Source organism: Pontibacter sp. LHS1 (assembly GCF_058932855.1).
Window position 1 is genome coordinate 645,671 of record NZ_JBZYWF010000001.1, and the last position, 20,886, is coordinate 666,556.

Sequence of the window (20,886 nt, forward strand, 5' to 3'; positions counted from 1 at the left end):
TTTAGAAGCTTAGTTTTTTACCAGGCGCGACTGGTAAAGCTTGCCGCGTACCTGAATTTGCACAAAGTACATACCGTTGCGCAGGGCTGGCAGGCGCTCGTTAAGCTGCGTTATCACGCTGTCCAGGCTGCCTTTCAGTTCGTGTATTCTGATACCTTCCGGTGAATGTACTGTCATCGTTGCTTCCTCTACAGAAGACACATCTTCTGGCAGTACGATGGTTACAGCACCTCTGGTCGGGTTAGGATACATGCGGAACTCCTGGTTCTTGCGACGGGCAAGACCAGTCGGCATGTCGTTGTCACGGATAGAGAGTGTAAAAGAAGCGTTTTCGCCTGCCATCAGTTTGTCGCTGAATGAGGACAGTGCAAATGTCACAGTCTCCAGCTCTTCTACTTCCTCATCATCATTCACTGTGATGTTGAAGGTAGCGCTAGTCGCTCCTGTCGGAATGGTGATAGTCAACTTGCCATCAGCCACGGCAGGTGCGGTTGTGTAGTCACCTGCAGCACCATAAGTCACATTGGCACCATTTGTTACGGCTACTACCAGTTCTTCTTCCTGCACAGTTGCCTGGTCCAGGTTAAGGGTGATGGTCTTCGTACCAGCATCTTCGTTCACTTCCAGCGTAGTCTCGGCAAAGCTTACCGCCGACTTGTCATTGTCTTCAATGATCAGTTCGAAAGTACGAGCTGATGTGAGCCCCAGGCCAGTACTGGCAGTATGGATTGTGAAAGACACACTCTCTGAAAGCTCCACCAGATTGTCATCCACGATTTCCACTTCAAAAGAAGCTGTTGTCGCATTGGCAGGGATCGTGACAATGATTACTCCATTTTCAGCACTAGAAACCGTGTAATCAGCTGCAGAGGCAGTCGCTTCGTCAGCAATCATCACGGTTACAGTATGCTCCGTTGCTTGTGCTTCTGACAAGGTCAGGCTCACGTTGAACTTGCCTGCATCTTCCATTTTAGTAACTGACGGTTCCGTGAAAGTCACTACCGGAGTAGCGCTGAATGTGAATCGAGCCGATACAGGCACGTGATCCGAGGTGGTGGTTCTAAAGCTGGAGATGCTGTTAAGGAACTGGTTCTCAATTGCAATAGACTCCTCGATGTATTCGTCTGTCAATGACTTAGACACGATAATGTGATCCAGAAAGCTCTGATAAGAACCACCTGCATAGGTGAAGGCACCCGTCGTGCTCAGGTCGTAAGTCAGCGTCTTGAAGTCTTCGTCGTTCACGAACGCCTCCAGTGAAGATGGCAGGTTGTTTACCACTGATACGTCCACATCATCGTTCATGTCGCCTAACAGCACCAGGTTCATGTTAGGATACTGCGCGGCCAGGCTGTCTTTCAGCACCTGTACATCGTATTTGCGCATGTTATAGCGGCTTACGTCAGTACCTGAGTTGGCGCGTGTGTGTAGGTTTACCAGATTGATACGCTGAGAAACACCATTTACTGTAGCCTCAACTTCTACCATGTATGGTAGGCGGCCACTGGCCCAGAAACTGTCACTAGAGCCCGGATAATTCTCCAATTGTCTTCCATCCAGGATCTCCTTGTACAGCGTGTTCAGCAGCACTTTCTGACTTTTGATCTGAACTGTTTCATTCTTATACACAAGGTATAGTTTCTGCGGATCCAAGGTAGATCCGGAGCTTTCCTTTTGCGAGTATGAGTATACATCAGATTTCACGAAGCTGTAGCCTGCCAGTTCATTGATGAGCTGCTCCATTCTCTCGTCATTCGAGATCTCCTGTAGCGCGATGATGTCAGCGTCTAGCGTCTCCAGTACTTTCTTTGTATTGCTGTACTGCAGGTCCAGGTTGCTTGGGCCACCACTTGTTGAACCGAACCAGGCTACGTTCCAGGACACAATATCCAGGGTGCTGGTCTTTGGCAATGAGCTACCAGTCAGCATACCTTTCTTGACAGATAAATCGCCGCTTGTGAAAGTAATGGCGCTTGTAGTGCGCAGCTTGGTGCTGGCAGGCTTGAAGCGAACGTATACCTTGTTTGATGCAGCAACTTCCTCAGCTGAGTAAGTGATGGAAGCTGCAAAAGTCTCATTATCTTTTGAGAGCTCAAAGTCCTCTTCTACACTCAGTGTCATACCTGCATAGCCCGGAGCTGAAAAACTGAAGTTTTGTGCTTCAGAAGCGTTCGGAGTTGCAACCATACCGAAGTCATAGATAAAGTCGCTGGCCAACAGGGCGCGTTCCATGTTCTCAACAGCCACATCATCCACTGTCCAGCGAGCTGCGCCGTCGGCCTTAGCCTCTGCTGTGTAAACAAAAGCCACGTAAACATTTTCGCCTTTGTAGGCGCTCAAATCAACGAAAGACTGTTTCCAGTAATCAGAGGCAAGTTCCGGGAAATCACCATTCAGTTCAGTCCAGGTAGCAGTGCTTGGAGCACTTGTACCGTTGTAGTCAGTGGATACCATCAGTTTCAGGCCCGGGCCTTTGAAAGCAGTTCTGGTCCAGAAAGTAAGAGCGGCGATATTGAAGTCGCTCAGGTCCAGCGAAGGAGAAATCAGCCAGTCTTCGTTCTCACGGGCACTACCGCTAAAGCCGTTGATTTGCACTGCATTGTTCCGTGGACTTTCGGCAGTCTCTCTGCCAAATGTAGTACAGCCCCATACCTGATCACCAGTTACGTTGATGGCAGTCCAACCGCCTGGCAACGTTGTAGCGCAGTTGTTGAAGTTCTGAACGTACGGGCTGAACACTTCAGCAGCAAGTGCCACGGTACCGTAGTCAACACCGTTGCTACTGTGCGTGATCGTGCTAGTGAAGTTACCAACAGCGCTGGTAGCTACTTTTACATATACCGTGCGCGGCTCCTCTAGCTGGCTTGGTGAGTAAACCAAACGCTGGCTATACTCCCCGTCTTCTGTCTTTGAAATACTGAACACACCATCTACCGCTATAACAACCTCATTGGTCAGCTCATGTCCTGTTACGGTATAAGAGAGTATATCGGCAGCCTGATTTACACCTAACGTACCGAAGGCTAGCGAAGAAGTGCTTACTTGTACTGGTTGTGGAGCAGGGTTTGTTTCTTCAATTACAATGTTATCGATAGCGATGCCGTCACGTGAACCGCCTACGCCAGTTTCCACATTTTCGTAAGTTACCCAACGCAGCTGCACAATGTCTTTGTTCTCAGCACCGGCTGGCAACATGGCTTCAATCGATCTAATGTCACCTTCAGCCAAATCTTTGCTGGTATAATCGGTGCTCGCCACTTCAATCCAGTCACCTGATTCGCCTACACGATACTGTAAAGTAACACCAGCAGAGCGTGGCTGGTTGTTAATCAATTCCACATCATAGGAAACCTGTATACTGGATTTCCCTGCTGTGTTGATAGCAGTCGCAATCTGGTCAGAACCGTTGGCTGCATTGGCAGACAATTGAATGTACAGTCTGTTTCCGTTGCCTGCCGTGTAATTGTACACGCTGGCGCCACCCGACTGTTTTCCACCTGTAGCAACAATTGGAGCATCAGCTGATGGAGTAGACGCTAAAGCTGCGGTTTTGGAGTTGTTGTATCCATTTAACCAAGCCGCGATACCAGTCGGCAGTTCCGTCGTACTTCCCATACTACTGAAGTCAGTACTAAATGGAAGTGTTTGAGGAGTTGGATTGCTCTGCCCCTGCACCTCATTGCCAGCCCAAAGGCCACAGCAAAGCAGCACAAAAGCAGAAGCTTTGTGTAAATGTTTAAACATAAGTATAAGATTGATTTGAGATTGATTCGGACAGGAGATGATAGTACAATGTACTGATGCACATTGGCTTTAGGCTACAGCATGTAGAATATAAAACCATCCTACAAATGTAAGCACTTGCATCTAATGTAAGGTTATGAAATCATTATAAATAATGTTATACCCCTATATAGTTCTATTAAATATTAAGCTACTACAGTTGTTTCAACGCCTGCTCCATATCCGTGATCAAATAATCAGCATCCTCCAAACCGATGTAAAAGCGCACCAGGTTAAAGTCGAGCTTGCCTTTGTAATTAGAGGTTTTATCAAAATAAGCAGCTGCCGGGTAAATCAGGGACTCGTGACCGCCCCAGGAGGCAGCCATCAGGAAGTGCTGTAAGCTATTGCAGAAGTTCTCTACCTTAGTGATGTCGTCTGTTCTAAGCGCGATCGTAAACTGTCCCGTATTATTGCGCAGTTGTTTCTGGGTCAGTTCATACTGTGGGTTTGAGGGATGAAAAGGATAATAGATCTTCTCGATCTGCTCCTGCTTTTCGATCCAGGCTACCACTTTTCGAGTAGTTTCGGCGACCCGTTCCATACGCACAGGAAGCGTCCGCAGGCCGCGCAGGAGCAGCCAGGCATCGTGTGGCGACAGTATGGCTCCCAGCGTCATAAATTCCCGCTCAAATATCTTGTTGATCATATCGCGACTGCCACAGATCACGCCTCCCATAGTGTCAGAATGCCCCCCGATATACTTGGTGCAGGAGTGCACAACCAGATCCACTCCCATAGCAAGCGGATTCTGGTTGAGTGGCGAGGCGAAGCTGTTATCTATGATGGTGCTACAGCCATGTGCTTTGGCAAGTGCGGCAACAGCTTCAATATCCTGCTGCTCAAAGGTAAAGGAGTTGGGACTCTCCATGTACAGCAGCCTTGTATTGGGTCGCATGGCCTTCCGGTAGTTTTCCGTGTCTGTGCCATCCACCATGGTTACCTCTACCCCAAACCGTGGCAGGAAGCGGTTCATCAACACGTTGGTCCAGCCGTAGGGTTTCTCGATGCACACCACATGATCGCCTGCCTTGAGTTGCGAGAGCACCGCCGCTGAAACAGCCGCTATACCACTCCCGAAAGCAATGGCATGTTCTGCTCCCTCAAGTGCCGCCATCTTTCTCTCGAACATGGTCACAGTCGGATTGTTGCCGCGGGTATACAGGTATGACTCGGCTTCGTTCCGCAGCATGCGACGCATATCGTCTACCGTTTTGCTGGCGAAATTGCTGGTCTGCAGGATGGGTGGCGCTACTGCATTGTAATACAATTCCCGGTCCTCCCCCAACTCGTTCAGGATGTATGATAGCTCCATGGCGTTAAGATTTGGTCCCCCTCTTGTACTCTTATTTTGAGCTTCAGGTTATTACTGTAAGCTCTCCTAAATTCCTGTAAATAAAAGGTATACATTCAGCCTTATTATACCTGAAATAGCGCTCCTTACAGCAGCGTTTTAAGCGCCAGAAAAATATTTTGTTCAACCTTGCCAACTAGCTGATAACCAGTATTTTAAATTCATTAAACCCGTGTATTTATGACTCAAAATTGCAACTGTTAGCAGCTCAAAAATGTTGTAAATACATGAAAGAGAAAGAAGAAGAAAACATCATATCCATGTATCCGGAAGAGCAGAAACAGCTCGACAAGGAATGGTATAAATCTATTCCGGCGCAGGTGTTTCTGAATTACTTTTTTGCGATCAATTATCACCTGAACCACTACGAGGGAATGAGCCTGCAGCAGTTGGCCTTCTTTAAGGAAGTACCTGCCGAGCTCTCCGAAGACGATGTGGAAGCGATCAAAAAACTTTTGCTGAACAGCTGGAACACCGAGTATGCCTTGCGTGCCACGGCAGAGCTGGGTGACGAGAGCTATATCCGAAATGCCCTGCACTGGACTTTTCCGCAAGCATACTATACAGTGTTTGCTAGCTTGCAGGCATTTCTGCATACCCGCCAGATCAAGACCAGCAACGAGACCCTGGTAATGCGCGAAGCAGGTCGCCTGATCGTAAAGAATGCTTATCCGCAGGCAATGAGCTTCTATGCATCCGGGCACTACGATGACTTCCGCATTAACCGTTTGCCACTGGCACACTACAAGCCGGGCTTGCAGATTGCCGGCAAAGAGCTTGAAGCACAGTCGCAGATCGGTCAGTTTTTGCGCACAACCCGTCGCATGAAGGCCAAAGCTGTGCGGCAACAGGTACAGAGCAATGCTGCAACCGCTATTCGCAGCAATCGCACTGGTGAGGTACTGCAGAAATTTGGTCCGCAGCACTGGCAGCAGCTGACCTGGCGCATGGGCTATACTACACTATTTGACCTGCTTGCCAGACTCCGCATCTCCAACTCACACCGCGAGATCGAGCGCTTTGTGCAGGCCGAGATCGATTTCAGGCTGTTCCACGAGTCACTGCTCGAGATAGTGAGCTACCTCAATGGCATACATGAGTGCTATGTGGCGCAGGCCATGAGTCTGCAGCAGTATGAGGCCTTTGTGCAGGAACTGCCAGCCTATCTGCAAAATTCCTTTGTGGCAGCCAGGCTGCAGGACAAAGTAAAACCGCTTTTACAGGACGACGAGCAGCAACTCCGCACAGCTGCGTAAGTCCGATTTGTTCTACTTCATATATGGGAGCCCCGGCAAGTTTTGCTTGCCGGGGCTTTTTTTGATCAGGACTTTCAGATTTCAGAAGGATACACAGGGTTGAGTTGTCTTTTCCAGCGACCACTTTTGTCTTTGGTGACTAACCTTTAACAATCAGTAATTAACCTTTTAAAAGCTGCCGATTATTTAGCAATTTTGCAGTTTGTATATAACAGTCACATTTAGTACTAAAATCGCATGCAACTCAGCGAACAGGAACTACGCAGACGCCACGAGCGCGAAGAACTGGAGAAAATGGGCATCAACCCATATCCATCCGAAACATTTGAAGTGACGGCCACGGCCAAAGAGATAAAGGAGAATTTCGATAAGGAGAAGAACAACTACCAGGAAGTAACTCTGGCTGGTCGCTTGATGAGCCGCCGCGTGATGGGCAAGGCCTCGTTTGCTGAACTGATGGACAGCACCGGTCGTATCCAGATCTACGTTTCCCGCGATGATATTGCACCAGGCGAGAACAAGGACATGTACAACACGGTGTTCAAGAAAATGCTCGACATCGGTGACTTCATCGGCATCAAAGGCTATGCTTTTGTGACGCAGGTAGGCGAGATCTCGGTACACGTGACGGAGCTGAAGGTGCTAACCAAGTCGCTTCGTCCGCTGCCGATCGTGAAGCGTGAGATCGACGAGAACGGCAACGAGATCGTGCACGATGGCTTCACTGATCCAGAATTGCGTTACCGTCAGCGTTACGTAGACCTGATTGTGAACCCGCATGTGCGCGAGACTTTTAAGAAGCGTACGCAGCTGGTAAGCACCATGCGCAATTTCCTGGCAGAGAAAGGTTATCTCGAAGTAGAAACCCCGATTCTGCAGCCTATACATGGTGGCGCAGCAGCCCGGCCGTTCAAGACGCACCACAATACACTGGACATGACGCTATACCTGCGTATTGCCAACGAGCTATACCTGAAGCGCCTGATCGTGGGTGGTTTCGATGGCGTGTTTGAGTTCGCCAAAGACTTCCGTAACGAAGGTATGAGCCGTTTCCATAACCCGGAGTTTACGGTGATGGAGCTATACGTTACCTACAAGGACTACAACTGGATGATGGACCTGGTAGAGGAAATGGTAGAAAAAGTAGCCCTCGCCCTGCACGGTAAAACAGAGGTACAGGTAGGTGAAAACCTTATCAACTTTGCCCGCCCTTGGAAGCGCTACACTATGTACGAAGCCATTGAGCACTTCACCAAAATTGACATCTCAAACATGGAAGAGCCAGAGCTTCGCCAGGCGGCACAGCAACTGGGCATTCATGTTGACCCAACCATGGGCAAGGCAAAAATCATTGATGAGATATTCGGTGAGACGGCAGAGCCTAACCTGATACAGCCAACGTTCATCACAGATTACCCGGTAGAGATGAGCCCACTGGCCAAGAAGCATCGCGACAAGCCAGGTCTGGTAGAGCGTTTCGAGGCGATCTGTAATGGCAAAGAGATCTGTAATGCTTTCTCGGAACTGAACGACCCGGTTGATCAGCGTGCCCGCTTCGAAGAGCAGCTGGAACTGGCAAAACGCGGTGACGTGGAGGCCATGGCCCTGGACGAAGACTTCCTGCGTGCCCTGGAATACGGTATGCCACCAACTGCTGGCTTGGGTGTAGGTATAGATCGCCTGACCATGATCATGACAAACTCTAACTCCATTCAGGACGTGCTCTTCTTCCCACAGATGAAGCCGGAGAGAAGAGAAGAATAAGAGTTAATTTTCCATAAAACAGAAATGGCCCGCTAAGGTATAGCGGGCCATTTCTGTTTTATGCTTATTTTCTTTCTACAGCTTTTCCTCGCCTGAGATTCTATCTTTCACTTTGTCTGCAGCATCTTTCAGGCTTTCTTCTTTTCCAACCCAGGAGTCAATTTTGGTCTTACCAGCACCTAACTTCTCGTTGATGCCGCGGCCTACCCAGGCGGCGGAGTCTGACAGGCGGCGACGGGTAATGCGGCCACTGTCGGGCGCCATGAGTATACCTGCCAGCACACCTACGCTGGCGCCGGCGAGCAAGCCCATGGCGACCCCCAAGGTGCCGCTGCTCTCTTCATGCGAGCTGGAAGACGATGACCTGCGACTGCCGCTGCTATACGCTGTCCTTTGCTGCATATTCGGCTGGTGCTTCGGCTCTCGCACTGAAGAGTGCGTTATATTTCCGCTCGTTTCCCTACCCACATGACTATAGGTAGAAGATGATCTTGGGTTGTTGCTGTATGTACTCTTTGCCTCTCCCAGGCTGCTGTAATCCATTTTCGTTCTCATAGTTTGCTTTGGTTTTATTGTGAATTCGATTGCGCGAACTTGTTATACTCTTTAAAATAATAACGGGAGTAAAGTCCTAAGGTTAGCGCTATTCAACTCATCAACTTCCAAAAACAAAGGCCTGCCCCCGTTCAGGAGCAGGCCTTCTCGTCTTAGTCTGGCATGAATCCGCCTCAGCGGGCCTTATGCCCCAGGATGCATCCAGACGCAGCGTATGTGTCGCATCGGGTATATTACCCGCGGGTGCTGTCTATGCGTTACCGCCAGTAGTTGTGCTACCACCAGTAGTAGAGCCAGTTGAGCCCGTTGAACCGGTTGCACCAGTTGATGAAGACGCACCGCCACCAGTAGTGCCGCCAGTGTTGCCGCCATCTTTGTTAGCGCCGCCCATTTTGCTCATGGCTTCGTTGCTCATGTTTTTGATCTCGTCAAGACCAGTCTGCAGGTTCTTCTCAAGATCTTTGCTCAGTTTGTTAGCCCACTTCTTGATCCCGGTTCTGGTGTGCTCACCTGTGTCTGGAGCCATCAATAAGCCTGCAATTACACCAGCGCTAGCGCCTGCCAGCAGTGCAAGCATTATCTTTCCGCTATTATCTTTCATAGTTCTGTTTATTATAAATTGTTGGATTTGGTTTCTTTAATATTAGCTATTGCCCTAATAACGATGAAGCTATGTATTAAGTTATAACTATACTACAGTTTTATATTGTAGTGCATCTAAATAACGAAAAAAAGCTCAGCAAAACACTTTGCTGAGCTTTTAAATTATGCCTTGTATTTTCTTACAAGTCCCTGATCACCTTCATGATCTCATTTTTGGTCTTGCCCAGCTTCTGCTGCAAACGTCCAAATAACTCGTCTTCCTGCCCTTCCACGTAGGTCAGGTCATCATCGGTCAGGTCGGCGTAGTTCTTCTTCAACTGGCCCTTCACATCATCCCAGGATCCGCGCATGATCAGGCTGCTTCCATCGTCGGTCACCCTGTTGCGTTCCAGCTTATCCATAAAGTTCTTGACAGTACGCTCTACATCATCGCTTACTTTGGTGAGCGTTTTTTTCAGACTATCGCGTGTGTCCAGACCATTGTTTGGGGCAAGTAGTACACCGGCTACTACACCGGCTCCAATACCGGCCAGTGTGGCCAGCAGAATCTTTCCTTTTTCGTCGTTCATGTTGTTTATCATTTTCAGGTGCTGTTTATTTGATAAGGCGTAGCTCCTTCAGAATAGAAAGCATGGTCCTTATACCTGTATCTCGTTTTAATTTACGTTCCAATACATACGGGTTGCTGCATACTTAGTTTGCAAGCCCTTATTTTTGCATACCGGCGTTTCTATCCTCTTTCTATTCAGTAGCACGTATAAAACAACAATAAAATAAAACCTTATGAAAAAGACAGCCCTGGCATTAGCCTTCCTGGCTATGGGAACCCTTTACTCCTGCAAAAACAGCGAAATAGCCTGCATTGACCAATCCAGGATCAACCCTGATCAGATGTGCACCATGCAGTATGAACCTGTGTGCGGTTGCGACGGAAAAACCTACGGCAATGCCTGTGAAGCTGACCGTGCCGGTGTGACTTCTTATACCAAAGGCGAGTGCCCTGACAAATCCTAAGCTATACCTGCCAGCCTATGTCTGAGAAAAAATATTTCAAACAAACCAAGCCTTTCCGGGTACCTACCACCGACGGTAAGCTGATAGAAGAGCATTTCGGCAAGGCCTCCACCCATACCAGCGCTTTCAGCGTCGCGCATATGGTAGCCCCACCACACTGGGGGGAGCCGCATCAGATGCCGGAGTTCGACGAGATCACGATCGTGCTGCGCGGCCGTAAGCTGATTGAGATTGACGGAGAGGAAGTGGTAGTGGAAGCCGGCGAGTCCATCCTGATCAAGGCTGGTGCCCGCGTTCGTTACTCCAATCCTTACGATGAGGAGACTGAATACTGGTCTGTATGCGTACCTGCCTTTGACTTTACCAAAGTGAATCGCGAGGAAGCGTAATGCTGAATCTTTCTATTTTTTTGTCATCCTGAAAGGATCTTTATGGTAAATAGCTAAGGCCTAACTCCTTTCTACCAAGTTTCTTAGCAGAATGACAGAAAGCTTAATTTTGTTCTTTAGAAACTTATCTCCCCAAGAAAATCGGGTGATTTAGATGTTTCACGAGTATCCTCCGGTGCCTGTCTTAGGCGGTGAACATGCTCCTACACTTGTCTTATGATTCTACCATAAGCTTGTATTACAAAAAAAGCCCCTGGTGCTAAATGCGCCAGGGGCTTTTCAGATTCCAGAGTATGTCATCAGATCCTTTTTAAATCTTCACATCCCCAAATCTTCCAATCCGAAACTAAGATTGTTTATTGATCATCTCTACTACATCCTCAGAGATGCCCATGGTAGAGAAGCCGCCGTCGTGCATCAGGTTCTGCATCGTCACCATACGCGTCAGGTCAGAGAACAGGGTGATGCAGTAGTCAGCGCAAGACTCAGCAGAGGCGTTGCCTAGTGGCGACATCTTGTCGGCATAGTCGTAGAAGGCATCAAAACCACCCACACCCGTACCGGCAGTAGTTTTGGTTGGCGACTGCGATACCGTGTTCACACGCACCTTGTTCAGTTTACCCAGTCGGTAGCCGTAGTTGCGGGCAATCGACTCAAGCACAGCTTTTGCCTGCGACATGTCAGTATAGTCAGGGAATACACGTTGCGCGGCGATGTACGAAAGCGCTACGATAGAACCCCACTCGTTCATGGCGTTCTGCTTCTCGGCCACGTGCATCACTTTGTGGAAAGAAAGCGCCGAGATATCCAGCGTCTTCAGGAACCAGTCATAGTTCAGGTCACCGTAAGACTTACCTTTGCGGATGTTCGGGCTCATGCCGATGGAGTGCAACACAAAGTCAATCTTGCCGCCCAGTATTTCCTGTGCTTTGGTGAAAAGGTTTTCCAGATCCTCTACAGAAGTGGCATCAGCAGGTATAACCTGTGCGTTGCAGGCCTCAGCCAGCTTATTGATCTCGCCCATTCGCATAGCAAGCGGGGCGTTGGTCAACACAAACTCAGCGCCCTCTTCTTTGGCACGCATCGCAACTTTCCAGGCGATAGACTTCTCGTCAAGCGCTCCGAAAATGATTCCTTTCTTTCCTTTAAGCAGATTGTAAGACATGTATTTGTCAGGTTAATGTTTCACATTTTTAGGATTCCCGCCAGGCAGGTATAGCCAGCGGAAATCAGGCAGCAATATAGCAATAACTGTGTATAACTCAAGTTATGATCAGCCATCATTCACATAAGCCCGTTTCTCCTAGTTTAGGTATGGGGTCCCGAACAAAGAAGCGCCATTGAGCTTGACCTTACAGCGAAAGCAACTCTTTGGCACTCTTATAGGCGCTCGCACTTGGGTTGGCTCCTGCTATCATGTGTGCAATTTCGTCTACACGCTCCTTATCACTCAGCTTTTTGATGCGGCTGATCGTGCGGTCTTCCGTGTCGTGCTTGTACACAAAGTAATGGGAGTTACCCTGCGCTGCTATCTGCGGCAAATGCGAAATAGCAATGATCTGGTGCTTCTGTGCCATCTGCTGCATCATCTTGCCCACTTTCACGGCTACCTCACCCGATATACCTGTATCAATCTCATCGAATACAATGGTAGGCAGGGCAGTCTTGTCAGCCAGCATGTACTTGATGCTGAGCATCAGTCTGGAGAATTCACCACCTGAAGCGGCTTTCACCAATGACTGCGGCTGCGCACCTTTATTGGCACTGAACAGGATACTGATCTCGTCGGTACCCGTAGCAGTCGGTGCAGCGGCTTTGTGTTGAATGACAATGCGGGCGTTCGGCATACCGAGCTCGGCCAGCAGGGTATAAAGCTCCTGCTCGAACTGACCAAACGAAGCCTTGCGACGCTCCGAGAGCACAGCGGCTTTCTCCAGCATTTCCTTCTCCGCATCCTTCATGGCCTTTTCGGTGCTGGAAAGGGCATTGTCCAGGTTAAGTACACTGCCTACTTTGCCTTCCAGTTCACGCTGAATCTCCAGCAGTTCGCCAATGGTTTGTACCTGGTGCTTGCGCTGTAAGGTATAAATGGTGTTCAATCGCTCCTGTACCTCCGTGGTGCGGGCCGGGTCGGCTTCGGTGCGGCGCTCAGCATCTTCCAGTTCGCCTGCCACGTCATTGAGCTCAATCATGCAGCTTTCGGTGCGCGTGCGCAACTCTTCGTATTTTGGTGAGAAAGCCGCCAATTGCCCGATCAGCTGCACTGTGTCTTTCAGCGCGGAGGTGATGTTAAACTCTGACTCTGTCAGATACTGCACCGCCTGCGTCAGCTTCAGCTTGATATCTTCGGCATTCTCCAGCTCCTTCAGCTCTGTCTCCAGCTGCTCCTGCTCGTCTTCCTGCAGGTTAATCTCCTCCAGTTCATTGAGCAGGAATGTGTTGTAGTCCAGTTCCTTCTGCGCCTGCGCCAGCTGGTCGGTCAGCTTCTTGTAGTCGCCCTCGAGCTTCTTATACCTGCGGTAGGTATCGTTATAGTTTTTCAGGTATGAGAGGTTGCCCGCGTAGATATCCAGCGAAGTATTACCGGCATAAATATCGAGGATGTTCAGCTGGAAGCTTGTGTCGCCTAACTGCAGTGTGTCGTGCTGCGAGTGGATGTCCATCAGGTTCTCCCCGATCTTGCGCAGCACGTCCAGCGTCACCGGCGTATCGTTCACAAAGGCACGGGATTTTCCGCTTGGGCTGATCTCGCGGCGCAGGATGCAGTGCTCGTCAAAGTCCAGGTCTTCTGCTACAAACACCTCTTTGAGGTTGTACTGCGAAATATCAAACACTCCCTCGATCACACACTTCTGCTCCTGGTTGAAAAGCAGTTTGGAGTCGGCGCGGTTACCGAGCAGCAGGCCAATGGCGCCCAGCATAATGGACTTACCGGCACCGGTTTCACCTGTTATAATATTGAGCACCGGCGATGGATTCATTTCCAACTGCTCTATCAGTGCGTAGTTTTTTATTTTAAGATCAATCAGCATATATAAGGATGCAAGACGCTAGTCACAAGGTATAAGATTTAATACCCGGACTTAGTTCGATAATTCGGGTGTATTTTAATAAGGTGCTTCGATGTCGTAAATCACTTCCTCTACCTCAGGCACAGGTATGGTATGCTTGTGCCTGCGGCCGTCCAGCAACTCCAGTTCTTCAACTGACACATGCTGCAGTACCCCCTGCACAACCACACGGCTTCTCAACACCACTTGCACCGTCTGTTGTTGCAGAAGATCGGGCAGGTGATCGGCCAATTGGTTTCGATAGATTCTGATCTGGCGTTTGCCCATAGGTGTTTGCGCAGGTATAGCCCTCCGCCCCGTGAAGATACGCGCTTTCTGTGAAATTTGGAAAAGGCTTAGCGCTGGAGCAGCACTTCGTATTTGGTGTTGTTGGTAGGATCCACCTGCGTGAGTAGGGTATAGGCAGCTTGTTTATCAGCCGGAGCGGCCGTCTTGAAAATATTTACCAACTCATCTGACTTGGCTTCGAAGAAAGAGCGGATTAAAGCAGCACCGGGTTTTTGCTGCGATATCTTCTGGATGTTCCGCAGCACTTCGAGTGTCGCCTTACGGGCTTTCTCCGGGTCCTGCGCCATCAGGTCCATCCCCTGGCGGTGCATGGTGTAGATGCCTTCGCGGAAAGGTATAAACACCGGATCCTGTATGTTGTCGATCATCCAGTAGCGGTTGCGGTTCCCTTCAAACGGGCGCCAGCCCGGGAAAATAGAATTCTGTGAGGCCGCCAGGTTCAGAATGCCACGAGCCCGGTCAAAAGAAGGAGACCCACCCAGTCTGGCAAAGCTGTCATTGTCCATCCCGATGATCATATAGGCATAGTAAGCCAGCATGGCCGACAGGTTGCCTGTAAAGTTATTTTCGGAAAAATCGAGCGGCTGCGCTTCGTTAAACTGAAAAAGCCAGTCGCGGTCGATAAAAGAGAAAAGCGTGGACTCATATCCGGTACCATAGGCCGGACGGACGGATACGATCTGCACGTTGGCACGGAAAGTACCTACCTCAGGCATTTCGGTCAGGTTGATGAGCATGCGGCACTTGATGCGCTCATCTACCCTGTAAGACTGATTAGTCCAGCGGCGGTTGTTCATAAACTCGAAAATGCGGTTTTGCATTTCGGTGAACAGTTGCCGGTTGGCAAAAGCTACCTGTTCGCTGTTGACCACCACATCGCACTGCAGCTCCTGGGCACGGGCTCCCAAGGCTACTCCCATCACACACAGCAAAACAAACAGTCGCTTAAGCATAGAGTCTCTCCCAAATCAGGTTGACGATATCCTGTGCCACTTCGCTTTTGTGCTTCAGCTCAAAAGCCGTGGTCGTATCTTTCTCAATAATAGTGATTTTATTTGTATCGTGCTTAAAACCAGCGCCCGGATCATTGAGCGAATTGAGCACGATCATGTTCAGGTTCTTCTTCTGCAGCTTCTCGCGGGCGTTGCTGTCTTCGTTATCCGTCTCCAGGGCAAATCCCACCGCAAACTGATCATCCCGCTTTTCTTTGCCGAGCGCCGCTGCTATATCAACGTTCTTCACGAGCTCAATCGTCAGTTCGGCGCCGGCTTTTTTAATTTTGCGGTCGGCCACTACTTTCGGCTTGTAATCGGCTACGGCAGCTGCAAACACCCAGATATCAGCCGCAGGAGCCTGTTGCCTGACAGCCGCATACATTTCATCGGCGGTCGTAACAGGTATAACTGTGATGGCATCATGCTGCGCCTGTAGGTTGGTTGGGCCTGCCACCAGCTGCACCTTGGCACCGCGGCTGGCAAAACACTCGGCCAGCGCATAGCCCATTTTGCCTGTCGAGTGGTTACCGATAAAGCGTACCGGGTCAATAGGCTCGTAAGTCGGGCCAGCGGTCAGGACGACGGTTTTGCCCTTAAACAGTTTTTCCAATGCCTGTGAAGTGATTTTCTAGTACGCGAATAATTTCCTCTGGCTCTGCCATACGCCCCTGCCCTACCAGTCCGCTCGCCAGTTCGCCATATCCGGCTTCAATGATGAAGTTGCCATAGCCACGCAGCTTCGTAAAGTTGGCCTGCACCGCTGGGTGCTGGTACATGTCCAGGTCCATGGCCGGGGCCACAAACACCGGGCAGCGTGCCGACAAATATGTAGCTGAAAGTAGGTTATCGCAGAATCCGTTGGCAAACTTGGCTACTGTGTTGGCACTGGCAGGTGCGACCACCATGGCATCAGCCCAGAGGCCTAGCTCCACATGGTTGTTCCAGACACCCTGCTCGTTGAGCACAAACTCGGTAAGCACTGGTCGTTTGGAAAGGGTGGCCAGAGTGAGCGGGGTTATAAAGGCAGAAGCAGAAGTGGTCAGGATGACCTGCACTTCTGCTTCTGCTTTCACGAGTAAGCGAACCAGCATGGCTGCCTTATACGCAGCTATACTTCCGCAAACCCCCAATACTATTTTCCGATTCCGGAGCATGCGCCTTACAGCGATATTTCGTCAGTCTCTTCGTCTGGTGTGCGCACGTATACTTTACCTTCCAGAAACTCCTCAATGGCAAGGCTGGTAGGCTTTGGCAGACGCTCGTAGTATTTAGAAATTTCGATCTGCTCACGGTTCTCAAATACCTCCTCCAGGTTGTCCACTGTAGTGGCAAACTCAGCCAGCTTAGAGTTCAACTCTTCTTTCAGCTTCACAGAGATCTGGTTGGCTCTTTTAGAGATAACCGCAACAGACTTGTATACATTGCCGGTCTGCTCTGCAAAGTCGGCCATGTTACGGGTAACGATTGATGATGGAACTGATGCCATATATACTTGCTTTATGAATTGCTTGGGTTATTTTTCTTTAATTTCTCTAGCTCCGACTGGGCGTTGGCGTATACCTGCTCCGCACTACGCAGATAGCTGCTATCAGGATACTGGTCGATGAAGGCCTGGTAAAAATCAATGGCCTCCATGAAGCGCTCCTGCTGCTTGTCCGGCACACTTTCCAGTGCAAAACGGTACTGCGCATCTATCCTTAAGTAAGCCGCCTGCTCACTATAAGGCGAAGACGGGTTTTCGCGCAGGAAGTTCGTAAATGCCACTACTGCAGACTTGTAATAACGCAGTTTGTAATACAAACGGGCACTTTCAAAAGCTTTCAGATCCAGCTTGGCGCTCAGATCATCAAACATCTTATTGGCCTCTGCTGCATACTGGCTGCTCGGATAGCGGACCAGGAATTCCTGGATTGACTCCATAGCCGTTATGGTGCTGGTCTGGTCCTGCTCAAAGTCTGGCGAGTCGTTGTAAAGGGACTTGGCCTGCAGGAACATGGCCTCCTCGGCCAGTTCGCTACGCGGGTATGTTTCGTAGAAGGTGCGGAACTGAAAGGCGCTCAGCATGTATTCCCGCTGCTGGTAGTGCGTGTTGGCGTAGTAGAAACGGGCTCTTTCAGCCTCTTCCCTACCCGTCATCAAAGGCATCACCTGCTCGAGCAGTTGGTTTGCACGGTAGTAGTCCCCTTTCTCGTAGTACTCGAGTGCGGCTTTGTATTTCAGATCAACGTCGTTGCTTTTTAACAGCTTTTGAAAGTTGCTGCAGCTGGTTGCAAAAACCAACAGGCACAACATTACGACGGTATGCAGGATTCCTCTGTTCATGAACGGGCAAAATTATACAATATCCCTGTGATTTACAAGTGTGAATATAGCGTGTTTACTTGCGGGCCGGCGACTGCCTGGCAGCCCCTGCAGCAGGCTTTTTAGCTGGCGTCTGGCCTGCTTTGTTACCAGATGTCTTGCCTTTGGCAGGAACAGCAGCTTTAGTAGGCACATCTGGCACTTTCACCGGTTCGCGCGGAGCCAGCACCTCTTTTTTATCAGGTCTGAGCTCTTCGAGCCAGGCAAATCCTTCAAGCCGTCGCTCAGAGGCCTGCAACTCGTGCGGCGGTATGAACTTTGCGTCCGGATTTACAAGAAACGAAATAGATTTCAGTTTATTTTCCGCAAAATTCAAAACCATGTCGCTACACACGGCCCGGTTCATACCTGTCAGCACCGAATCTCCCTCCAGCGCAAAATAGATGCTCTCGCCATTGCCGTTCACATTCACCCGTCGCATACGCCCATTCTGGAAATGCGCCACCATGTTACGGCCCTTCACCTGGTTATAATTTTGAAGCGAGTCTTCAGACGTAATAAAGGAATTGCTGAAAATGTACATCTTGTCGATGGTCTTGTTGCGCATGTGAATGCGGATAGTATCGCCCACGATCTGGCTTTGTTCGCTCCACAGCGTCGGGTTGCGGTGCATGTACATCAGCGAGTCGGTGCGGTTGTAGCTCAGTGAATCACAGGTGCCCTGCAAGTCTGACTTGAAGATCTTCACATTGTTGAAAGCAAACAGCATACTTGGCTGCCCATCTACCTTGGCCTCCTGCGAAATCAGCGAATCAGCGGCCATATACAAGGTATCGCCATCCATGATCGATTCCATCACCGGACTGCCCCATACCTTGGCTACCCCCTGATCGCGCCAGTAGCGGCCGACTTGCCCACGTATGGTCACGTCGTCTTTGAGCGAGCGCATGGTCATGTTCACTTTAGCCTCCCCATAGCCCCGGGCTTCGTCATAGTACAGGTCATCCCCTCCCAAGCGGTACTCCGGCGTCACGATATAGGCATTGCGACCAAAGCGGGATACTTTGGTGATGGTATTATAAGTACCCTGCTCTGCGTATAGATCACCGTTTTGGCCTTTGATGAAGGTTGGTCCCTGGAAGTACACCACCTTGCTTTCAGTGTTGTAGCGCATGTTCTGCGCCGTGATCTCATAGTCTGCCGAGAACACTTTTACATTTTGCTGGAAAGTAAAGACTTTGGTATTGGTGTCGTAAGTACCGCGCTGGCTCTGCAAGCGGTTTTCGGGGTCTACAATGGTTCCACCCTCCGTATAGACTGCCGTGCGGTTTTCCAGGTTATAATCAAGCGTAGGCGTCGTCAGTGTCATGCGGGGGTCCTGCATGGTCACACCACCGCTCATTCTGGCAGTGCGTTTTGCACCGTCATAAATGGCCTTCGTGCCGGTCATGGTAACAGTATCCGCCTGGTTGATGCGCACGTTGCCAAATGCCTCCAGTATCTCACTGTCCCGGTATTGGTACACAGAGTCGGCGTACAGAAACGTCTCCTTTTGCTTAAAGATCACATTCCCAATCAGCTTATTCACACGTCTCCCATTGATCGTTGTACCAATCAGGTCATCAGCACTCTCCAGTTGCACACGATCCTGCTGTTGAGGACCTTGCTGGACCGGCGTCTGCCCCGTACGCGCAGGCTCCTGCTGCTGGTTCATGCGGGGCTGTGGAGGGGCCTGCTGTGGCTGTTGCTGCGGCACAATCTTGGGCGGCTGAGGCCGTACTTGCTGCGTCGCCTGTCGCGGATTCACCGGAGGTTTCTGCTGCTGTTGCTCCTGCGCCAAAACTGTCAGCGACAATAGCGTAAACAGAATAGAATAAACTAATTTTGTGATGTTCATGCTTTATGGACAAAAGACAATGGCCTGCCAGGGGGGAGATCTCGTTTCAACGTTTCTTATACCTGTGGCCTTTGCCTGATCTTAACTTCAAAATTATAAAAAATATACCAGCCGCTGCCTTATGCTACAGAAAGTTTCCGGTTTCATACAATCACACAACCTTTGCGAGCCCAACAGCAAAATACTGACGGCCGTGAGCAGCGGCATCGACTCGATCGTGCTTTGCGAAGTGCTGCACCAGCTCAAGTATACCTTTGCCATTGCACACTGTAACTTCGGGCTGCGTGCCGAAGACGCCGAGGCAGACCAACTCTTCGCCAAAAAGCTAGCCAAAAAGTACGATGTACCCTTTTATACCGAAAATTTCGACACCCGTGCCTTTGCCGCGCAGGAAAAACTTTCGATCCAGATGGCCGCCCGCACACTGCGCTATACCTGGTTTGAACAGGTGCGCCAACAGGAAGGTTACGACTACATCGCCACGGCACACCATAGCAACGACCTGACAGAGACCATATTGCTTCACCTAACCAAGGGCACAGGTATAGCGGGCCTGCATGGTATACCTGCTAAGAACGGCCATATCATCCGGCCGATGCTCACGGTCACCAAAGACGACATCTTCGATTTTGTAACCGAGCAACGGCTGATTTGGCGTGAAGACACCTCGAACGAGACGACCAAGTACCAACGCAACAAAATCCGCCACGAGGTAATTCCGGTGCTCAAGGAAATCAACCCCAACCTGGAGGAGACCATGCAGCACACAGCCGAGCGGGTGAGCCAGGCCGAAGCCATTGTGCACGCCTACATCGACAACCTGCGCCAGCAAACTATAAAAGAGGCCGATGACGCCGTATACCTGTCGCTGGTACCACTGCAGAACGCGACAGGCCTGCCGGTGGTGCTACACGAGTTGCTGCGTCCCTTCAACTTCAGCTATACTGTGGTGCTGGAGCTGGTAGAGGCACTGGAAGGTCTATCCGGTAAACAGTTTGACTCGCCTAGCCATACCCTGATAAAGGACCGCGACCAACTTGTGATCACCCCGCGTAACCTGAGCCGCTTTGGGAGTGTGACCATAGCAGAAGGCCAGACGGAAGTGGACGAGGAACACGTGCAACTAAGCCTATGCTACGTACCGGCCAGTGCGTATAAGCTCAACACCAAACCGTATGTGGCTGCCCTGGATGCGGGCTTGCTTAAGTTCCCGCTGAAACTGCGCCCTTGGCAGGAAGGCGACTGGTTTGTGCCGCTGGGTATGAACGGCAAGAAAAAAATCAGTGATTTTCTGATCGACAAGAAGATTCCGGCCAACCTTAAAGCAAAAACGCTGGTATTGGTATCTGACCAGTCTATCGTCTGGATAGCTGGCCAACGACTTGACAACCGCTATAAAGTGACGGAGAAGACAGAACAAGTGCTGGAAATTTCTTTAAAACGTACATCGTAGCACATATCAAGTAGCAGAATTTTAGTGTAGACGTTTAGAGTGAGGCGCCTCTTAGCAGATTTCTGTTTCAGGAAGACAGTCACTTTATTTTTGTTTGAAGCCTTGAATATGAAAAATCGTGCAATGTGTGTCGTGATACTTGCTACTAAACACGCTTTTAATA

The 20,886-nt window shown here is 50.0% G+C and carries 19 protein-coding genes; 5 read left to right on the plus strand and 14 right to left on the minus strand.

Annotation, left to right across the window (positions count from 1 at the left end):
- Positions 1–9: 9 nt before the first annotated feature.
- Together AC5FXQ_RS02820 and AC5FXQ_RS02825 are read right to left on the minus strand one after the other, a co-directional pair.
- Positions 10–3,744 carry a choice-of-anchor J domain-containing protein gene (locus AC5FXQ_RS02820; RefSeq protein WP_493600977.1) on the minus strand — a complete coding sequence of 1,245 codons (3,735 nt, stop codon included), beginning with the start codon at positions 3,742–3,744 and terminating at the stop codon, positions 10–12.
- Positions 3,745–3,937: 193 nt separating this feature from the next.
- Entirely contained in the window at positions 3,938–5,098 is a 1,161-nt protein-coding gene (locus tag AC5FXQ_RS02825) for a trans-sulfuration enzyme family protein (RefSeq protein WP_493600978.1), read from the minus strand.
- A 266-nt stretch (positions 5,099–5,364) separates the two neighbouring features.
- Here AC5FXQ_RS02825 and AC5FXQ_RS02830 point away from each other — a divergent pair, with 266 nt between their 5' ends.
- Complete coding sequence (locus tag AC5FXQ_RS02830) at positions 5,365–6,393, plus strand: hypothetical protein (protein ID WP_493600979.1); 1,029 nt, start codon at positions 5,365–5,367, stop codon at positions 6,391–6,393.
- A 237-nt stretch (positions 6,394–6,630) separates the two neighbouring features.
- Positions 6,631–8,157 (plus strand): lysine--tRNA ligase, encoded by a 1,527-nt coding sequence (gene lysS, locus AC5FXQ_RS02835; RefSeq protein ID WP_007653245.1) that lies wholly within the window; start codon positions 6,631–6,633, stop codon positions 8,155–8,157.
- A 75-nt stretch (positions 8,158–8,232) separates the two neighbouring features.
- Here the strand turns inward: lysS and AC5FXQ_RS02840 are convergent, their stop codons facing one another.
- The 3 genes from AC5FXQ_RS02840 to AC5FXQ_RS02850 form a co-directional block, all read right to left on the minus strand.
- Positions 8,233–8,712 carry a YtxH domain-containing protein gene (locus AC5FXQ_RS02840; RefSeq protein ID WP_493600980.1) on the minus strand — a complete coding sequence of 160 codons (480 nt, stop codon included), beginning with the start codon at positions 8,710–8,712 and terminating at the stop codon, positions 8,233–8,235.
- A gap of 250 nt (positions 8,713–8,962) precedes the next feature.
- Entirely contained in the window at positions 8,963–9,313 is a 351-nt protein-coding gene (locus AC5FXQ_RS02845) for a YtxH domain-containing protein (protein ID WP_493600981.1), read from the minus strand.
- Positions 9,314–9,494: 181 nt separating this feature from the next.
- Complete coding sequence (locus AC5FXQ_RS02850; RefSeq protein ID WP_493600982.1) at positions 9,495–9,884, minus strand: CsbD family protein; 390 nt, start codon at positions 9,882–9,884, stop codon at positions 9,495–9,497.
- A 214-nt stretch (positions 9,885–10,098) separates the two neighbouring features.
- On the opposite strand from AC5FXQ_RS02850, the gene AC5FXQ_RS02855 reads away from it, so the two are divergent.
- Together AC5FXQ_RS02855 and AC5FXQ_RS02860 are read left to right on the plus strand one after the other, a co-directional pair.
- Positions 10,099–10,329, plus strand: a complete 231-nt coding sequence (locus tag AC5FXQ_RS02855) for a Kazal-type serine protease inhibitor family protein (protein WP_493600983.1) — start codon at positions 10,099–10,101, stop codon at positions 10,327–10,329.
- A 17-nt stretch (positions 10,330–10,346) separates the two neighbouring features.
- The gene (locus tag AC5FXQ_RS02860) at positions 10,347–10,718 is read left to right on the plus strand and encodes a cupin domain-containing protein (protein WP_493600984.1); all 372 of its coding nucleotides are present in this window, start codon (positions 10,347–10,349) and stop codon (positions 10,716–10,718) included.
- Between the two features lie 346 nt (positions 10,719–11,064).
- On the opposite strand, the gene AC5FXQ_RS02865 is transcribed toward AC5FXQ_RS02860, so the two are convergent.
- The 9 genes from AC5FXQ_RS02865 to AC5FXQ_RS02905 all read right to left on the minus strand — a co-directional run bounded on the left by AC5FXQ_RS02865 (position 11,065) and on the right by AC5FXQ_RS02905 (position 19,270).
- The gene (locus tag AC5FXQ_RS02865; RefSeq protein ID WP_493600985.1) at positions 11,065–11,883 is read right to left on the minus strand and encodes an enoyl-ACP reductase FabI; all 819 of its coding nucleotides are present in this window, start codon (positions 11,881–11,883) and stop codon (positions 11,065–11,067) included.
- 187 nt (positions 11,884–12,070) lie between these two features.
- Positions 12,071–13,750 carry a DNA repair protein RecN gene (gene recN, locus AC5FXQ_RS02870; RefSeq protein ID WP_493600986.1) on the minus strand — a complete coding sequence of 560 codons (1,680 nt, stop codon included), beginning with the start codon at positions 13,748–13,750 and terminating at the stop codon, positions 12,071–12,073.
- A 75-nt stretch (positions 13,751–13,825) separates the two neighbouring features.
- Positions 13,826–14,056: a hypothetical protein gene (locus AC5FXQ_RS02875; RefSeq protein ID WP_493600987.1), complete on the minus strand. Its 231-nt coding sequence runs from the start codon at positions 14,054–14,056 to the stop codon at positions 13,826–13,828.
- A 68-nt stretch (positions 14,057–14,124) separates the two neighbouring features.
- Positions 14,125–15,030, minus strand: coding sequence for a type IX secretion system protein PorD (gene porD / locus AC5FXQ_RS02880; protein ID WP_493600988.1), 906 nt, complete (start codon positions 15,028–15,030; stop codon positions 14,125–14,127).
- Positions 15,023–15,682 (minus strand): bifunctional phosphopantothenoylcysteine decarboxylase/phosphopantothenate--cysteine ligase CoaBC, encoded by a 660-nt coding sequence (coaBC, locus tag AC5FXQ_RS02885; protein WP_493600989.1) that lies wholly within the window; start codon positions 15,680–15,682, stop codon positions 15,023–15,025. Before coaBC ends, porD begins: the two co-directional genes overlap by 8 nt.
- Entirely contained in the window at positions 15,666–16,226 is a 561-nt protein-coding gene (locus tag AC5FXQ_RS02890; RefSeq protein WP_493600990.1) for a flavoprotein, read from the minus strand. The genes coaBC and AC5FXQ_RS02890 overlap by 17 nt, the downstream gene beginning before the upstream one ends.
- A gap of 5 nt (positions 16,227–16,231) precedes the next feature.
- Positions 16,232–16,558 (minus strand): DNA-directed RNA polymerase subunit omega, encoded by a 327-nt coding sequence (locus AC5FXQ_RS02895; RefSeq protein ID WP_493600991.1) that lies wholly within the window; start codon positions 16,556–16,558, stop codon positions 16,232–16,234.
- An 11-nt stretch (positions 16,559–16,569) separates the two neighbouring features.
- The gene (locus tag AC5FXQ_RS02900; RefSeq protein WP_493600992.1) at positions 16,570–17,394 is read right to left on the minus strand and encodes an outer membrane protein assembly factor BamD; all 825 of its coding nucleotides are present in this window, start codon (positions 17,392–17,394) and stop codon (positions 16,570–16,572) included.
- A gap of 55 nt (positions 17,395–17,449) precedes the next feature.
- Positions 17,450–19,270: an OstA-like protein gene (locus AC5FXQ_RS02905; protein ID WP_493600993.1), complete on the minus strand. Its 1,821-nt coding sequence runs from the start codon at positions 19,268–19,270 to the stop codon at positions 17,450–17,452.
- A gap of 121 nt (positions 19,271–19,391) precedes the next feature.
- Between AC5FXQ_RS02905 and tilS the strand changes: the two genes are divergently transcribed.
- The gene (gene tilS, locus AC5FXQ_RS02910; protein WP_493600994.1) at positions 19,392–20,723 is read left to right on the plus strand and encodes a tRNA lysidine(34) synthetase TilS; all 1,332 of its coding nucleotides are present in this window, start codon (positions 19,392–19,394) and stop codon (positions 20,721–20,723) included.
- Positions 20,724–20,886: the final 163 nt, after the last annotated feature.

Bases quoted from the DNA above. Each gene is read 5' to 3' on its own strand.
- AC5FXQ_RS02820 (WP_493600977.1), bottom strand. From the start codon at position 3,744: ATGTTTAAACATTTACACAAAGCTTCTGCTTTTGTGCTGCTTTGCTGT.
- AC5FXQ_RS02825 (WP_493600978.1), bottom strand. From the start codon at position 5,098: ATGGAGCTATCATACATCCTGAACGAGTTGGGGGAGGACCGGGAATTG.
- AC5FXQ_RS02830 (WP_493600979.1), top strand. From the start codon at position 5,365: ATGAAAGAGAAAGAAGAAGAAAACATCATATCCATGTATCCGGAAGAG.
- lysS (WP_007653245.1), top strand. From the start codon at position 6,631: ATGCAACTCAGCGAACAGGAACTACGCAGACGCCACGAGCGCGAAGAA.
- AC5FXQ_RS02840 (WP_493600980.1), bottom strand. From the start codon at position 8,712: ATGAGAACGAAAATGGATTACAGCAGCCTGGGAGAGGCAAAGAGTACA.
- AC5FXQ_RS02845 (WP_493600981.1), bottom strand. From the start codon at position 9,313: ATGAAAGATAATAGCGGAAAGATAATGCTTGCACTGCTGGCAGGCGCT.
- AC5FXQ_RS02850 (WP_493600982.1), bottom strand. From the start codon at position 9,884: ATGAACGACGAAAAAGGAAAGATTCTGCTGGCCACACTGGCCGGTATT.
- AC5FXQ_RS02855 (WP_493600983.1), top strand. From the start codon at position 10,099: ATGAAAAAGACAGCCCTGGCATTAGCCTTCCTGGCTATGGGAACCCTT.
- AC5FXQ_RS02860 (WP_493600984.1), top strand. From the start codon at position 10,347: ATGTCTGAGAAAAAATATTTCAAACAAACCAAGCCTTTCCGGGTACCT.
- AC5FXQ_RS02865 (WP_493600985.1), bottom strand. From the start codon at position 11,883: ATGTCTTACAATCTGCTTAAAGGAAAGAAAGGAATCATTTTCGGAGCG.
- recN (WP_493600986.1), bottom strand. From the start codon at position 13,750: ATGCTGATTGATCTTAAAATAAAAAACTACGCACTGATAGAGCAGTTG.
- AC5FXQ_RS02875 (WP_493600987.1), bottom strand. From the start codon at position 14,056: ATGGGCAAACGCCAGATCAGAATCTATCGAAACCAATTGGCCGATCAC.
- porD (WP_493600988.1), bottom strand. From the start codon at position 15,030: ATGCTTAAGCGACTGTTTGTTTTGCTGTGTGTGATGGGAGTAGCCTTG.
- AC5FXQ_RS02890 (WP_493600990.1), bottom strand. From the start codon at position 16,226: ATGCTCCGGAATCGGAAAATAGTATTGGGGGTTTGCGGAAGTATAGCT.
- AC5FXQ_RS02895 (WP_493600991.1), bottom strand. From the start codon at position 16,558: ATGGCATCAGTTCCATCATCAATCGTTACCCGTAACATGGCCGACTTT.
- AC5FXQ_RS02900 (WP_493600992.1), bottom strand. From the start codon at position 17,394: ATGAACAGAGGAATCCTGCATACCGTCGTAATGTTGTGCCTGTTGGTT.
- AC5FXQ_RS02905 (WP_493600993.1), bottom strand. From the start codon at position 19,270: ATGAACATCACAAAATTAGTTTATTCTATTCTGTTTACGCTATTGTCG.
- tilS (WP_493600994.1), top strand. From the start codon at position 19,392: ATGCTACAGAAAGTTTCCGGTTTCATACAATCACACAACCTTTGCGAG.